The sequence below is a fragment of the Trueperella bonasi genome, from assembly GCF_030811535.1.
GTDB lineage: Bacteria > Actinomycetota > Actinomycetes > Actinomycetales > Actinomycetaceae > Trueperella > Trueperella bonasi.
In genome coordinates this window covers 1,095,257-1,109,832 of sequence record NZ_JAUSQX010000001.1, presented here as the reverse complement: position 1 = coordinate 1,109,832, position 14,576 = coordinate 1,095,257, and the positions used below count along the sequence as shown (strand labels likewise).

Annotated in this window: 13 protein-coding genes; 6 read left to right on the top strand and 7 right to left on the bottom strand. The window is 59.6% G+C overall.

Going from position 1 to position 14,576, the window contains the following annotated elements:
• Positions 1-101 precede the first annotated feature (101 nt).
• A complete protein-coding gene (locus tag J2S70_RS05205) occupies positions 102-1,160 on the top strand; it encodes a carbohydrate kinase family protein (protein WP_307682679.1) in 1,059 nt (352 codons plus the stop codon).
• A gap of 25 nt (positions 1,161-1,185) precedes the next feature.
• On the opposite strand, the gene J2S70_RS05200 is transcribed toward J2S70_RS05205, so the two are convergent.
• The 3 genes from J2S70_RS05200 to J2S70_RS05190 are packed head-to-tail and all read right to left on the bottom strand — an operon-like array spanning position 1,186 to position 4,906.
• Positions 1,186-2,169 (bottom strand): ABC transporter substrate-binding protein, encoded by a 984-nt coding sequence (locus J2S70_RS05200; RefSeq protein WP_307682678.1) that lies wholly within the window; start codon positions 2,167-2,169, stop codon positions 1,186-1,188.
• Complete coding sequence (locus tag J2S70_RS05195) at positions 2,166-3,254, bottom strand: ABC transporter permease (protein ID WP_307682677.1); 1,089 nt, start codon at positions 3,252-3,254, stop codon at positions 2,166-2,168. Before J2S70_RS05195 ends, J2S70_RS05200 begins: the two co-directional genes overlap by 4 nt.
• Positions 3,251-4,906 (bottom strand): sugar ABC transporter ATP-binding protein, encoded by a 1,656-nt coding sequence (locus tag J2S70_RS05190; protein WP_307682676.1) that lies wholly within the window; start codon positions 4,904-4,906, stop codon positions 3,251-3,253. Before J2S70_RS05190 ends, J2S70_RS05195 begins: the two co-directional genes overlap by 4 nt.
• Positions 4,907-5,090: 184 nt before the next feature.
• Between J2S70_RS05190 and J2S70_RS05185 the strand changes: the two genes are divergently transcribed.
• The 4 genes from J2S70_RS05185 (at position 5,091) to J2S70_RS05170 (ending at position 10,129) form a co-directional block, all read left to right on the top strand.
• Complete coding sequence (locus tag J2S70_RS05185; RefSeq protein WP_307682675.1) at positions 5,091-5,837, top strand: GntR family transcriptional regulator; 747 nt, start codon at positions 5,091-5,093, stop codon at positions 5,835-5,837.
• A 226-nt stretch (positions 5,838-6,063) separates the two neighbouring features.
• Positions 6,064-7,701, top strand: coding sequence for an FAD-binding protein (locus tag J2S70_RS05180; RefSeq protein ID WP_307682674.1), 1,638 nt, complete (start codon positions 6,064-6,066; stop codon positions 7,699-7,701).
• Positions 7,702-7,840: 139 nt separating this feature from the next.
• Positions 7,841-8,947: an alanine dehydrogenase gene (gene ald / locus J2S70_RS05175; protein ID WP_307682673.1), complete on the top strand. Its 1,107-nt coding sequence runs from the start codon at positions 7,841-7,843 to the stop codon at positions 8,945-8,947.
• Positions 8,948-8,986: 39 nt separating this feature from the next.
• On the top strand, positions 8,987-10,129 hold the full coding sequence (locus J2S70_RS05170; RefSeq protein ID WP_307682672.1) for an App1 family protein: 1,143 nt from the start codon (positions 8,987-8,989) through the stop codon (positions 10,127-10,129).
• Positions 10,130-10,155: 26 nt separating this feature from the next.
• On the opposite strand, the gene J2S70_RS05165 is transcribed toward J2S70_RS05170, so the two are convergent.
• The 4 genes from J2S70_RS05165 to J2S70_RS05150 all read right to left on the bottom strand — a co-directional run bounded on the left by J2S70_RS05165 (position 10,156) and on the right by J2S70_RS05150 (position 13,807).
• The gene (locus J2S70_RS05165; protein ID WP_307682671.1) at positions 10,156-11,130 is read right to left on the bottom strand and encodes an ADP-ribosylglycohydrolase family protein; all 975 of its coding nucleotides are present in this window, start codon (positions 11,128-11,130) and stop codon (positions 10,156-10,158) included.
• A gap of 74 nt (positions 11,131-11,204) precedes the next feature.
• Positions 11,205-11,501: a hypothetical protein gene (locus J2S70_RS05160; RefSeq protein WP_307682670.1), complete on the bottom strand. Its 297-nt coding sequence runs from the start codon at positions 11,499-11,501 to the stop codon at positions 11,205-11,207.
• 45 nt (positions 11,502-11,546) lie between these two features.
• Positions 11,547-12,575: an endonuclease/exonuclease/phosphatase family protein gene (locus J2S70_RS05155; protein WP_307682669.1), complete on the bottom strand. Its 1,029-nt coding sequence runs from the start codon at positions 12,573-12,575 to the stop codon at positions 11,547-11,549.
• 443 nt (positions 12,576-13,018) lie between these two features.
• The gene (locus J2S70_RS05150; RefSeq protein ID WP_307682668.1) at positions 13,019-13,807 is read right to left on the bottom strand and encodes a DUF981 domain-containing protein; all 789 of its coding nucleotides are present in this window, start codon (positions 13,805-13,807) and stop codon (positions 13,019-13,021) included.
• A gap of 130 nt (positions 13,808-13,937) precedes the next feature.
• Between J2S70_RS05150 and J2S70_RS08870 the strand changes: the two genes are divergently transcribed.
• Positions 13,938-14,369, top strand: coding sequence for an Abi family protein (locus J2S70_RS08870; protein WP_407702655.1), 432 nt, complete (start codon positions 13,938-13,940; stop codon positions 14,367-14,369).
• Positions 14,370-14,576: the final 207 nt, after the last annotated feature.

The following is a 14,576-nucleotide window of genomic DNA, read 5'->3' as shown; positions in this document are numbered from 1 at the left end:
CGCCTTCCGGGTCTGCTGAGGATCTCACCTCCAGACTACGGCTGCGCCCGCCGCCGATCAACGCCGCGCGCATTGTAGCTATCTATGGGTATGCTGGGCGCATGCACAAAGCGCAAGTGGTAGCGGCCGGGCCGATCTTCTTGGACATCGTCAGCTACGGGCTCAAGCACGCGCCCGTTCCCGGCGAGGAGCAGTGGGTCGACGGTGGGGAGATCATGGCCGGCGGGGTCGCCAATCAGGCTGTGGCCTGCGCGCGCCTCGGGCTGGACGTCAACATTCTCACGGCTTTCGGCACCGACCGGGCCGGCCGGTGGGTGCGCGAACTGCTTGACGGGGAGGACGTTCGCTTCGATGGGTCGACGACTGTCGAGCGGCAGTCCGTGACGATCGCCCAGTTTTTCGACGGCGATCGCGCCTTGACCACTTGGGGTGAGGATGGTGCTCCTTTGCCGCCGGCCGATATGCCCGCGCCAGACTACTTATTAGCTTCAGTGCCGTATCTTTCCGCAGCTCGCGATACGGTGCGCCGCTGGCGCGAAGCCGGCACTACCGTGATTGTCGATTCGTGCTGGGATCCCGCCCAGAAGTGGGATCTGGAGAACATGGCGCCGATCGCGGAGGCGGACATCTTCGTTCCCAACGAGGTCGAATGCTTGAAATACACGCAGGAAGATTGCTGTTTCAAGGGGGCCGCTAAATTCTTGGAGGCGGTGCCGGCCATGGTGATCACGCGCGGCGAAAGGGGTGCGATCGTGGCGGAACGGGGAGCGATGGCGGCTGAGCTCGGCAGCTCCCGGGGAGATGAACCAGCGGGCGGCGCCCCGCCCTACACCGAGCCGACGTTCATCGAGCTCCCCGCAATCACAGTGAAAGCTCTCGATACCACGGGAGCGGGCGATTCGTTTACGGCCGGGCTTGTGCGCGGACTCGTGGCCGGCGCTTCGCTGGTTGAGGCGGCTGTGCTCGGCCAGGTCACGGCAGCTTGGACCGTGGAGCGCCCCGGCGGGTCCGCTTCCGCGCCAACCTCGGAGGAGCTGGTTCGCTGGGCGGATTCTGGCCAGCTGCGCTCGGCCGATTCCGACACGCTACGCCGGGCCGAGGGGCAAGGCGCCAGGCATGTTCCCAACCCCGCCGACGTCATTCGTCGCCTCCTCGGGTGAGCCGTCCCTCCGGCGGCTCAAGCCCCTAATCGTAGATCGCCTTCTGAATATCGGGATCATCCAGATTCTCGGCGTCATACCAGTAAAAGCCCGAGTCGATCACCGGTTCAACCTCTTCACCGCGCGCCGCTTTCACTGCCGTCTCCACCGCGATGTAGCCCATCAAATACGGGTTTTGGGTGACCGCCCCGGCCATATGGCCCTCGCGGACCAACTGCACCTGCACCGCTCCCGAGTCGAATCCGATCACGTGAACATCGGCCCCCACCCGTCGGGCGGTTTGCGCGGCGGCCACGGCGCCGTCGTCGTCAGTTGCAAAAATGCCGCTCAAATTGGGGTGGGCCTGAATGATGGCCGAGGCCTGCTGTTCGGCCTTGGCCTGATCGGAATCATTGTATTGGATATCCACAACTTTGAGGTCGGGCGCGTGCTCGGCGAGGTGGTCGACGAAGCCGTCACGCCGGTCGGTGCCGGTCACGGATGTGGAGGATTGCGCGAGGATCGCCACTTCGCCCTCGCCCCCGGTCAGCTCGATCATGTGCGCGGCGGCGGCAGCGGCGGCCGCTCGGTTGTTCGTCGCTACCGTCGAGATCGGGATATCGGAGCCCGGCACGCCCGAGTCGAAGGCCACCACGGGGATCCCCGATTCGACGAATTGCTCCAACGCGATCACCGAGGCCGATGAATCCAGCGCCGAGAACACGAACGCGTCCGGGGCCATGACGTGTGCGAGGTTGATTTGGTCCACCTGGCGCACCACGTCAGATTCGGTGTCCGGCCCGTTGAACGTGACGTTGACGCCCAAGTCCTCCCCCGCGGCGAAAGCACCGGACTGAACGGCCGCCCAGAATGGGCTTGCATATCCTTTGGCGACGACGGCGATGTCCAACTTATCGTCGGAGTCGGTCAAGCGCTCTCCGAGCCCGGCACATCCGGCCAGCCCGAAAGTGAGCGCGCCGATCAGTGTGGCGAGCGCCGCCCGACGTCGTCGTTCAAAACGCCGAATCATGCGCGCTCCTTTGGCCGGCGCACGTCAAGGTACACTGCAATCAACACGACCACGCCGAGCAAAATCTTCTGGTTCTGATCCGATACGCCCATGTGCACGGCGCCGTTGCGGATTGTTGCGATGAGGATCGCGCCGATCACCGAGCCGAACACCGATGCCTGGCCGCCGCGCAGCGAGGCCCCGCCGAGCACGGCCGCGGCGATCGCATACATTTCGTAGGATTGACCGACGTCGGGCTTACCGGAGGCAAGCCGCGACGCCATGAGCACTCCCGCAAGGCCGGTAAACATGCCGGCCAGCGCGTAAACTCGCCACTTCCACTTCTCGACGTTCACGCCTGACATCCGAGTGGCCTCCTCGTTGGAGCCCATCGCGAGCGCATACCTGCCGATCAGCGTGTGTTTAAGGAGCACATGCGCGATAATCGCGGCGAGGATGCACACGTAGATCGCGTTGGTCAGCCCGAAGGTTTTGCCGTTGCCGAGCGCGAGGAAAGGGCGGTAGTCGTTGAGCGGGATCGACGACGTGCCGGTGATCGACAGCGCCGCACCCCAGGCCACGAGCATCATGGCAAGCGTTGCCACCATTGGTTGCATGTTGAGTTTGGCCACAAGGAAGCCGTTCACTGTGCCAAGCGCCAGGCCGGCTGCAATTCCAGCCGCGATTCCTGCGGCGATCGCCAACCACATCGGCCCGCCCACATTGGTCATGACGAGCGCCGTGATCACACCGGTGAAGGCCATACCGAATCCTGGAGTCAGGTCGATACCGCCGGTGGCGATCACGAACGTGAGCCCGAGCGCCAACAAGATGTACACGGAGGCATCCAGCAGCAGCGCCGAAATGTTGCCAAGATCGAGGAAGTACGGGCTGATCACGGAGAAGATCACGATCAGAGCGAGCTCAGAAACGACGATCAGCACCTGGGCGGGATGGCGTTTGTACATGCTACGCATCCACCCGAGCGGGCCGCGCGCTCTGGTCTGCGGGCCGCGCTCTTTCGCCTGCGGCTGCGCCTCCGCCGTGGTTTTCGCTTCGGTGGTTGCCTCCGCCACAAGGGCGCGATCGGGGTCAATTGGATTCATTGTTCTCTTTCCTTTTCGTGCGCGGCGGTCTCGCAGCCGGCGGCTTGGTGCCCGGCGCCGAAGCGGGTGGCCAGTTCCATGATTTTTTCCGAAGTGGCCTCGGCGTTGGTAAGCGTGCCGGTGAGGCGGCCCTCGCACATAACGCCGATCCGGTGGCACACCCGAAGCAGTTCCTCGATTTCCGAGGAAATGACGATGATGGTTTTGCCTTCGGCGGCGAGATCTTCCATGAGGGTGTAGATATCGTCTTTGGCGCCGACGTCGACCCCGCGGGTTGGCTCATCGAAAATCAGCACGTCGCAGTTACGCGCCACCCACTTAGCGATCACGACCTTCTGCTGGTTCCCGCCCGAAAGATTCCGCACGGCCTGAGCGGTGGACGGCGTGGCAATACCCAGCTCGTCCACGGCCTTTTGCGCGATGCCCGCCGCTTCGGCGTCGTCGATAATTCCGCCCACGTTCGCCCACTGCCCCAACGAAGGCAGCGCAACGTTTTGCGTGATCGACTGTTCGAGCAGGAGGCCGTACTCTTTGCGGTCTTCCGAGAGGTAGCCGATCCCGGCCCGCACGGCGTCTTCCACCGTGGCGATGCGGGCTTCCTTTCCGCCGACGACGACGGTGCCAGTTTCCTTCGCGTCCGCGCCGACTATTGCCCGCGCGGCTTCGGTTCGCCCTGCTCCGACAAGGCCTGCGACGCCGAAGATTTCGCCTTTGTTGACCGTAAAAGAAAGGTCGGTGACCATGCCCGCGTTGAGGTTCCGGACTTCGAAGCCGATCGCGTCGGGGCCAGGCCTCACGTCGGGGGCCGTGCCGGTTCCAGCGCTCGGCGCTGGTTGTGGCCGGTGCGAGGTGTCGATGGCGCGGCCGACCATGCGGGCAATCATTTCTTGCCGGGTGAGTTCGGAGGTTCGGTCGGTGGAGACGTTGCGGCCGTCGCGCAAAATGGACACGTGGCTGCACAGCTCCTGGATTTCGTCGAGCCGGTGCGAAATGTAGATAACCGCGCGCTGGCCGGGGTGGCCCGGCGTCGGCGGCTCCTCGCTGTCTACTCCCGTTATCGGCCCGATGCCGCCGGCAATGAACTCGCGCGTCATCGCGAAAAGTTGCTCGACCTCGTGTGCGGATAGCGCGGCTGTTGGCTCATCCATGATGAGCACGCGAGCATCCATGGATAAAGCCTTGGCGATTTCGACCATTTGACGCCCGGCTACGGTCAGGGTGCCGAGCTTCATTCCAGGATTGACGTCGAGGCCGATTCGCTGCAGAATCTTCGAAGCCTGCCGCACCATTGCGGCATCGTCAATCACAGGGCCCCGCTTCGGTTCGCGACCGAAGAAGATATTTTGTGCCACGGTGAGGTCGGACATCAGGTTGAGTTCTTGGTGGATGAGTGCGATGCCGGCCTGCTGGGCCTGGAGCGGGTTACTAAACTGTGCGGGGTTGCCGTCAAGTGTGATCACGCCCGAATCGGGACGCACGATCCCACCGAAGATTTTCATGAGCGTGGACTTGCCCGCACCGTTCTCACCAACGAGGGCGTGGATCTGCCCGGCCTCCAGATCGAAATTGACTCGATCCAGAGCTTGCACTCCGGGGTAGTGCTTGCTGATCTGAGTGGCCTGAAGAAGCATTTGGTCAGATCCTCGATTCATAGTGTTATAGGTGAGTGAAAAACGAAGCCATTAAAGCGTGCAATTTAGCCGTTTATGAAATTTTCTTTCAGAATTCCTTTCCAATGGACAACAGCATATGTCATGACATATAAGTTTTGTATCGTTTTCCAGCACGTGCCAATAAACTGAGATAGGACGCACAAGAGAAATTCACAGGAGGGCCATGATCGAAAAGTTTCGGCCGGCTATCGAGCTGGATCGCAATTCGAGCGCGCCCCTCCATGCTCAAATTTCGGCGCCGATCAGGCGCGCAATCCTCGATGGCGTTTTGCGTCCAGGCACACCTATTGAGAACGAGGTTTCACTGGCCAAGCGTTTGCAAGTTTCCCGGCCGACTGCGCGTCAAGCTTTGCAAACGCTGGTCGAGGCCGGCCTTCTTCAACGACGCCGGGGAGTTGGCACGATCGTTTCCCCGAACCCCCATCACCAGCTGCTCCAATTACCGTCACTACACGAGGAGATCCAAGAGGCTGGCCACGAATCAAGCACTCATATACTGCAGTACAATCACCGGCGCGCAACTGAGGCCATCGCGAAGCAGTTGGGGATTGAGGTCGAGGCGTCCGTGGTGGAACTTGAAAGGCTACGCTTGCGGGACGGTGAGCCCGTGGCGATTCTGTACAACTGGTTACCTGCCGCGATTGTGCCACCCCGAGACGCGCTGGAGACGTCCGGCCTGTATGAACTGCTGCGCGCCAGCGGAAATTCACCGACTTCAACTCGCCAGTCCGTGGGTGCTGAGCGTCCCAATAAGCGCGAGGCAGCGTTGCTTTCGATCTCGATGCGCGACCCCGTGCTCACCATCGACCGCACGGCATTCGATGCGCGTGGGAAGATCGTCGAGTGGGGGTTCCACATTTACCGAGCTGACCTGTATCGCTACCAGTCCACCGTCGTCGCGCAAAAGTAGCCACTCTAGCCACCCACCCGGCCATTTGCTGTGAGTCTGGGAGTTTTAGTGAACGTTTCAGCCTTAAAACGGCTTTTTCTCCCAACAAATGGCTGCATCACCTCGAAGCCAGCCGCAAAATGGAATTATTCTACCTGCGAAGTCCCAGCCATTGCCCCACCACGCTCCATTCGATACCGTGGCATAAAGGCGCAAAGTGGCGCCCATTACATTTTGGAGAGATCTTATGACGCACACCCACGAATACGATTTCGTCGTCGTCGGCTCAGGAACCGGCCTTCTTGGCGCGCTGGCAGCCAAAGAAGAGGGAATGAGCGTACTCGTTATCGAAAAGGACAAGTACGTCGGCGGAAACACCGGACTATCCGGCGGTGGCTTTTGGATTCCCGGAAACAATGTTCTAAAAGAGCACGGCCTGAAAGATAGCTACGAGCGCGCGGCAGAATACATCACCGCCGCAGTCGACGGCGAAGAATCGCAAGACCGCTGGGACACGCACCTAACCAATGGCACGGCAGCGGTGGAACTGCTCCGCCGCAGGACACCACTCGAGTTCAACCCGATGGAAGAATACTCGGACTACTTCCCTGAACTACCAGGTGGTTCACCGATGGGCCGCGCAGTCGAGCCGAAGCCCTTCGATATCCGCAAGCTCGGTGATGATCAAAAGCGCCTGCGCCCACCGGGTGTCAAGGCCCCGATCCCCATGCCGGTCACGGGTAAGTCCTTCCGTTGGATGAACGTCATCAGCCGTCATCCGCGCGGCTTTTACGAGGCGGGCCGCCAGGCTATTCAGGGCGTGGGCGGATTGGCAATCGGGCGTGAATACGTTTCGGGTGGCGGAGCGCTTTCGGCTGGCCTGTACAAGGGTGTCGTGGATGCGGGTATTCCGATCTGGTTCGACACCTCAATGACTGGACTCATCACCGAAGGCGACCGCGTTGTTGGCGTCAAAGCCAAGAGGGATGGCAAAGAGATCGAGATCCGCGCGAAGAAGGGCGTTTTGCTCGCGGCGGGCGGGTTCGAGCGCAACAAGGAGATGCGCCACGAGTACCAATCCGAGAAGATCGACGGCGACTGGTCGTTTGGCGCTCCGGGTAACGTTGGCGACGCGATCAACATTGCACAGCGCGACGCGGGAGCGGGCACGAAGTTCATGGAAGAAGCTTGGTGGTTCCCAGCGATGCCGTTGCCCACTGGGCCAACCTTCATGCTTTCTGAGCGCTCGCTCCCGAATCAGATCATCGTGAACTCCAAGGGCGAACGCTTCATGAACGAGGCGATCAACTACATGACGGCCGGGCAGATCATGCTCAAGGAAGATGAGCCGTTCTGGATGATCATGGATCAAACGTTCAAGAATCGGTACATCGTGGGCGGGGCTATCCTGCCGCGCATGCCCTTCCCGCAAGAGTGGTATGACTCCGGTTCGCTCATCAAGGCAGAATCGCTGGAGGAGCTTGGCCGCAAGCTCGACATGCCAAACTTGCCGAAGACTGTCGACAGGTTTAACCTGCACGCCGCTAACGGCCACGATTCTGATTTCCAGCGCGGCCAGTCCGCTTACGATCGCTACTACGGCGATATTACCGTCCGGCCGAATCCGTGCCTGGGTGAAATTAAGCGGGCTCCGTTCTACGCGATCCGGATCGTGCCTGGCGATCTTGGTACGTGTGGTGGTATTGCCGCGGATGGCAAGGCGCGCGCACTGCGTGAAGACGGCTCGGTCATCGAAGGGCTGTACGCTGCTGGCAACGCTGCCGGAAACGTATTCGGCCGCGTGTACCCTGGCCCAGGTGCGACGATCGGCCAGGGCCTTGTTTACTCCTACACGGCGGCTCGCCACGCGGCTGGTCGCGAGTAAATTCAAAGCTGAATACCTGTAACTGACGGCGGGCCTGGCCACTTTTAGCCAGGCCCGCCCTATTGCACCCGCCACGCCTATCAAAGGGCCCATGAGCTGTTGCAAGCGCGCTGTAGACTTGACCAGTCAAGGAGGTCTCATGCGCATCGGCGTACCTACAGAATTGAAGAATAATGAATTCCGAGTGGCGGTCACCCCGCTCACGGTCAACGAACTGGTCCGGGCCGGCCACGAAGTTTTCGTCCAGGCGGGGGCGGGGGCGGGCTCGTCCATAACCGACGAAGCATACGCCGAGGTTGGGGCGCGAATCGTCGAGGGCGCCGATGCCGTGTGGTCGCAGGCTGAGATGATTCTGAAGGTAAAAGAGCCGCTGCCGCAAGAGTATGAATTGATGCGCGAGGAGCAGATCCTTTTCACCTACCTGCACTTGGCGGCCTGCGAGGAACTCACCCACGAATTGCTCAACCGCAAAGTCACATCTATTGCATACGAAACCGTGCAGTCCCCCGACGGCTCGTTGCCCTTGCTCGCACCCATGTCCGAAGTAGCCGGGCGTCTCGCCGCGCAAATCGCGGCGCATATGATGCTCAAAGTAGCCGGCGGTCGGGGCATTCTCATGGGCGGGGTGCCCGGAACGCGTCCGGCTAAAATTGTGGTGCTCGGTGGTGGCACGGTCGGCTTCCAAGCCGCACGAATCTCCTCGGCCATGGGAGCGCAGGTCACCGTGTACGACGTCGATTTCCGCCGCATGTCCTATATCGACGACGTTACGGCCGGCCGGATCCATACCGAGTATTCGACCGAACTTTCGGTGGCACAGGGGTTGAAAAATGCCGACGCCGTCATCGGATCGGTGCTCATTCCAGGAGCTCGTACGCCCCAGCTCGTCACTAATGACATGCTCGCCGACATGAAGAAGGGTTCCGTTCTCGTGGACGTGGCCATCGATCAGGGTGGGTGTTTCGAAGCGTCGCGGCCCACCACCCACGACGATCCGACTTTCGAATTTGACGGCAAACTGTTTTACTGTGTGGGCAATATGCCTGGCTCGGTTCCCTACACTTCGACCTACGCGTTGACGAAGGCGACCTTGCGCTACGTTACCCGAATTGCCGACGTCGGCTGGCAGCGGGCGATGCGCGAGATGCCGGATCTTGCCGAGGGGCTGTCAACTTTTGACGGTAAGCTCTATGAACCCGGAGTCGCGGAAGCTTTCGGTTTGGAGCTGTCTACGTTCTCAGCGTGATCCGCCGGCCTGCCCGTGCCTATCAAGTAGGATTACACTGTGGCTCTAGCGAATTTTGCTCGTAATTTTGAAGACAGCCTGAATCGGCGAAATATCGTCCGACGCCGGAATCAGGGCTGGCTGCCCCAGCTCACCGGGTACACCGGTTACGGTTCTGTTCACGCCGCCAAAGTGTTGGCGCGCGCGATCATGGCGGATCCGCAGGAGAATGCGAAGCCCTTCCAACTACCCTTCCTTCCCTCGAACACGCACTCTTTTACCACGCAAGGTATGCGCGACATCGCAGCGCTGGCGGCCGAGCACGCCGAACATGCTCAGCGCGGCTGGCGCCAGTTTTTCACCACCCAGGTGGGCTTTCTACCGGTCACGATAACGCTTGGAAATCAGACGATTCGCACGCGCACTGACCGTTCGGGGTACGTGGATTTGCTGGTGGAAAACCACGGTTTGGAACCGGGGTGGCATTCGGCCACGCTGGAACCGGCCGCTGGCGAGCCGATCACCGCGCCGGTCATGATCGTGTCGCCCACAGCCACGAGTGGCCTGGTCTCCGACATTGATGACACGATCGTCGTCACGTCCCTACCGCGAGCGATGATCGCGGCCTACAACGCGTTTATTTTGCACACAAACATGCGCAAGGCGATCCCGGGCATGGCCGAGTTTTACAACTATTTGCTTGATCCCTTCCCGGATGCTCCGGTGTTTTACTTGTCAACGGGCGCATGGAACGTCTATTCTTCGATGCTCACCTTCATCCAGCAAAATGATCTACCGATTGGCCCTATGCTCATGACCGATTGGGGCCCAACACCCACGGGGCTGTTCCGTTCGGGCATGGAACACAAAAAAACGCAGCTCCGCAATTTGCTGATCATGTTCCCGAACATTCAGTGGCATTTGATTGGCGACGACGGGCAGCACGATCCGATTATCTACGACGAGTTGGCCCGCGAATATCCGAGCCGGGTGCGGGGCATTGGTCTTCGCACACTCGATCCGATTGAGCAGGTGTTGTCTCATGGAACGACGGAGGCAACTCAGGGCACGCGCCAAGATTCCGATATTGAAGACGACGGCGTGCCAATCATTCGCGGCGCGGATGGCCACGAGCTACTTTCCAAGGCTCAGCATCTTGCCGATATGGCCGGCTCGGATCGTCCCAATTCACACAATAACTAGGGCGTGAGAGAAACGGCCTGGCAGTTCTAAAATCCGCGCGGCTGGGAGTTTCGCACGATGCGTTCGCCCATGTCGGCTAGGTCAGCGCCGGTCAGACCCGGCCAACCAAAGAGCGCGTCCTTCCATTTGTGTGGGACCGCGCTTTCGCCCCATCGCGCTCCGAGTAGAGCGCCCGCAATAGCTGCGACCGTATCGGTATCGCCGCCTAGCTTGACTGCCCGGCGCACGCCGTCGTCAACGGCAGCCTCTCCAAAGTATTCCAGCGTGGATTTCACCGCGAACCACGCGCATTGCAGGGCGGAGACGGTGTAGCCGTTCGTCCTGGGCGTGACTAGGCCGCGTTCGGCGTCGTCGATAAGTGCCGCCCACTTGTCCCGTGAATCTTCAAGCAAAAGGTCGAGTCCCGCGCGAACGTCGAGCACACCTTCGACGACGGCGAGCCGGATCGCCTCCGCCCACAGCACGCAGGATTCTTCCACTTCGCGGTCGTGGTGGGTGAGCGAGGCGTTATCTTTGGCTGCCTGTGCCGTGGCGTCCCGGTCCCACAGCATTGAAATTCCGATGGGCGCCATTCGCATGATGGCGCCGTTTCCGGCAGCTCGATCAGTGTTTGCGCTGAATTCACGGGCTGCGTGGCGAAGCCGGTCCGACACATCGCCTTCCATTTTGGCTGCCCGACTTAAAACCGCGCGGGTTTGGATGCCGATGTCTGTGGCGCCCTCGTGCATCCAATCGATAAAGTTCTGGCCGATCTCATCGTGCGCCGCATCAGAGGTGAGCCGGACGCCCGAAGCGGCAACCTTTGCGATGCAGATTGCCATTTGCGTATCGTCCGACCATTCGCCTGGCGCGTAGGGGCCAAGCCCTCCGCCAATCATTTCTGGATCGTCGGTTGGTTTGGCGAATTCATAGGGCACGCCAAGGGCGTCACCCGCGGCGGACGCGAGTAGCGTGCCCCGGGCGCGGTCAATCATCAGATCGGTGAGCTCGAAGTTTTCCATGGATACCTCCTACGAGACACCCTCAGTGTAGCGCCGATCACACGCCCCGGTATTGGTTTAAGAGTGATGCGGATTTAAGACCGACCGTCGCTAGGGACGTGCACGGCTTCGACGTGAATCTCGTCGTCGTCACTGTTGACCTTGTCTTTTACGGCCTCAGCCGCCTCTTGGAACTTCACTGCCGCCACGTCTTGGGCCTGCTGGAAGGTTTCTGCTGCCTGGTTGCGCACCTTCGATCGACCCTCGCGCACGGTGCCCGAGTTCCAAAGTTTTTGGGCGTTGGTCTTAATCTGTTCGTAGCGTTCACGCCCGGCACGCGCTCCGAGCACGTAGCCAATTGCACCCACAGTTAGCGTTTTCAGAAAACCCATTCTCACTCCTTATGTCGATCTGCCCAAGTTTACCCCGGGTCAGTTTCAATCTGCCACTGGCGCCAGCCGCACGATGACCCCCCGGTGATCGGTATCACCTGATTCGATGAGCATCGCGTCGACTCCTTCGTAAGAGCCATCGTGCAGAACTCGATCGATGGGCGTGCCAAGCAAGGTTGGGATACCGGTGGGCCATGTTCCCAATCCGCCCGAGCCCGCCTCTATCGCGCCATCTTCGCAAGTTCCGCCGACGACCATTTGGTGATCGATCGTGGAGTTGAAGTCCCCGGCAATGATGAACGGGCCAGGTTGCGAACACATGGCATAGGTGGCCGTGATGTCGGAACGCCAGCCGTCGATACCCTCGAGCGTGGGCGCGTAGGGATGAACTGCGATGATTGTTGGTCCCTGCCCCGAGGCTGGTACAACAGTGACTGAGCTGCGCAGGTTTTCCGGCGAATCGATTTGGACGTACTCGCCCATCGCCGTCGTTATCAAAACAACTGTTGATTCGAATTCGGTTGCGTATTCGTCGGTTCCGGTGTTGAAGTGTTGGAATTGGAGGCCTTCGGTGGCGAGCATTTCCGCCATTTCTGTTCCGCGCGCGGTGGAAGTTTCAGTGAGCACGACGACGTCGACCCCGTTGTGTTGGATCGCCGCCACCAGCGCTTCAGGGTCCGCGCTGCCACCCAGCGTGTTGTAGGTGAGCACCGTGATTTCGCCGGTTCCCTGGCCGGCGCTCGTGATGCCGCGGTCAGGACCAAGTTGCTCCGGGCTATCTAGGCCGCGTGCGAAGACGGTGCCACCGTGGAAAATCGCCATCGCGAGGTATGCCAAGCCCGTTGCGAGGGCAATGCGGCCCATACCGACAAGTTTGTAACGAATGGCAGCAAAAAAGAATAGGAATATTGCGATTCCCAAGAACGAGATGAGTAGCCACGAGCGCAAAGCGATCAGGTGGGCGATCGGCGCGGAGAGCGCAATGTCTGTGAAGCCGGGTACAAGGTCTGGGCGCAGGGTGAGCGCACCGGCTAATACAACGACCAGAGCCAATAGCCCCCAAATGTATTTCATCTACCTCAGCTTCCAACCATCGCCAGCTAACAGATGCGCCTTGTTTCTCGTATTGCGCGGCGGTGTAAGCGCTACTTGAGTGGTTCCACCAACCGCGCTCGTTGCCCGGAACTGATTCTAGCGATCTGAAGTGGCTAGTTTGGATGAGACCCACTTAAGCCCGCGTGTGAGATCAGCCCTGCCCGCCGGAGGTCGGTAAGGCCGGAGGAGGTCGATAAATCACCCGGCGCCCGATATGCCGCGTTTTAAGCGCCTCCGCGCGACGCACGGACCCCCGGAAACCGCATCGACCTCCCCGATCATCCTCCCCGAAGCACCAAACGGCATAGGGAGCACCAAACGAGGGGTGCTTTGACCCGTTTGGCGCTCCGGCCGGCAAGAGCCAGCTCAAAAAGGGCGGGGGCGGGAACCAATCGCTCCCGCCCCCGCTCACTGCAGTGAAACTACTGGGTGTTAATGATGAATCCGATGTGCGTGTAGAAGTTCATCGCACCAAACAGGCCAAAAATAACGCCGCCGACGATCCAAAGCCAGAAGATGGTCTTCCACAACCCCTCGCCCGTCGTCGCAATCTTGCTTTCCGCCGTACGGAACACCGCGATCGGGAAGAGAAAGGCACCAAGGCCCACAATGAAGAACAGCGCCGAAAGGAAGATCGCCTCGAACCACGGGTAGGGCGCAAAGAATCCAGAGACCGGCTCCTGCGGCGGAGCGGCATACAGCTGGTAGACCAAGCCGGCAAGCGTGACGGCGAATAGTGCGAGCCCGAGGCCCCCGACGAAAATGGACACCGGCTTGAGCGTAGACATCGTGGACACCGTTGGGTCCGGCGCGGACAAGAGTTCGGGGCCCTTCTTCCAAAGGAAAATGCCAGCGATAATGAGGAGTGTTCCGAATGCAAGCGTGGTCTCGCCGAAAATAATGTTGTCGTACGCGAAACCGCCTTCGGCAAGCGGCCAGGTGACAGTCATGTGCAAACCAGTGAGGAACTGGATGATGCCGACGACGAGGAAACCTGTCGCATAACCATTCGTGTTAACGAACGAGTTATCTTCGCCCTTGCGCACACGTGCGAAATCCCGAATGAACATGGCCACCATAACGAGGCCAGTGCCGGCCGCGAGCGCCATGATCGTGTTGTACGTGGGCATGGCCGCCCAGTCGATCAGGCCGGGGCTTTCAAGCCCGCGCATAAAATCTTCAAACGAATCTTGTCTTTCGGTAAAGAACAATTTAACCCCTTAACACCGGTGATAATGGAATTGCTCCACTTTAGGCCTAAAGTTCAGAATTTAAAAAGGACACGCGTCACATTGGGCTGGGGACTTCGCAGCCGCGAACAGAACTGCATCGCTCAAACGAATTAGGCGCGCAGCAATTCAACGATGCTCAGATCGCAGCTCTGTCAAGGATCAACTTCCGCTATTTTCTCGGATATGCACGGAACTACGGCATGCTATTCGATCGAGAAATTTTCTCAGGCCCCGTGATCCTCAAGACGTCTTCGATCTGATCGCCTTGGACCAGAACGTCTCGAACTGCCTTTTCGACTTGATTAGGCAAGTTGAATTAAATCTTCGCACTAAGACCGTAGATTTCTTTTGCGCCAATGGCTCGCCGACGAGGTACCTTGACGAAAGTCGCTTCGAAAAACTGCCGCTTGAGATCGACGAACATTCGGAAAGAACTTGGAGAAAACTGGCGGCCAGTTTAGACATGAAAGCACCCGTTTACGCTACTGAAATTGAATCTTTATCAATAACTCGAAACCTCGTTTGCCATCACGCACGATAGTGGATGCGCCCTGCAACATATTCTCCTAAGAAACCGAAGATATTTGAAAAGCAACTGCGCGGAGTCGACTCTAAGTCCCAGTTGATGGCGTTCGCCAACGTTGCCAACTTTCAACAGAAAATTGAAGCAAAGAAACAGGATTTAGAAACGATTCTTCAACTTGTTGGCTCCAATGACACATATCGATACGGAGTATCGCAAACCAAC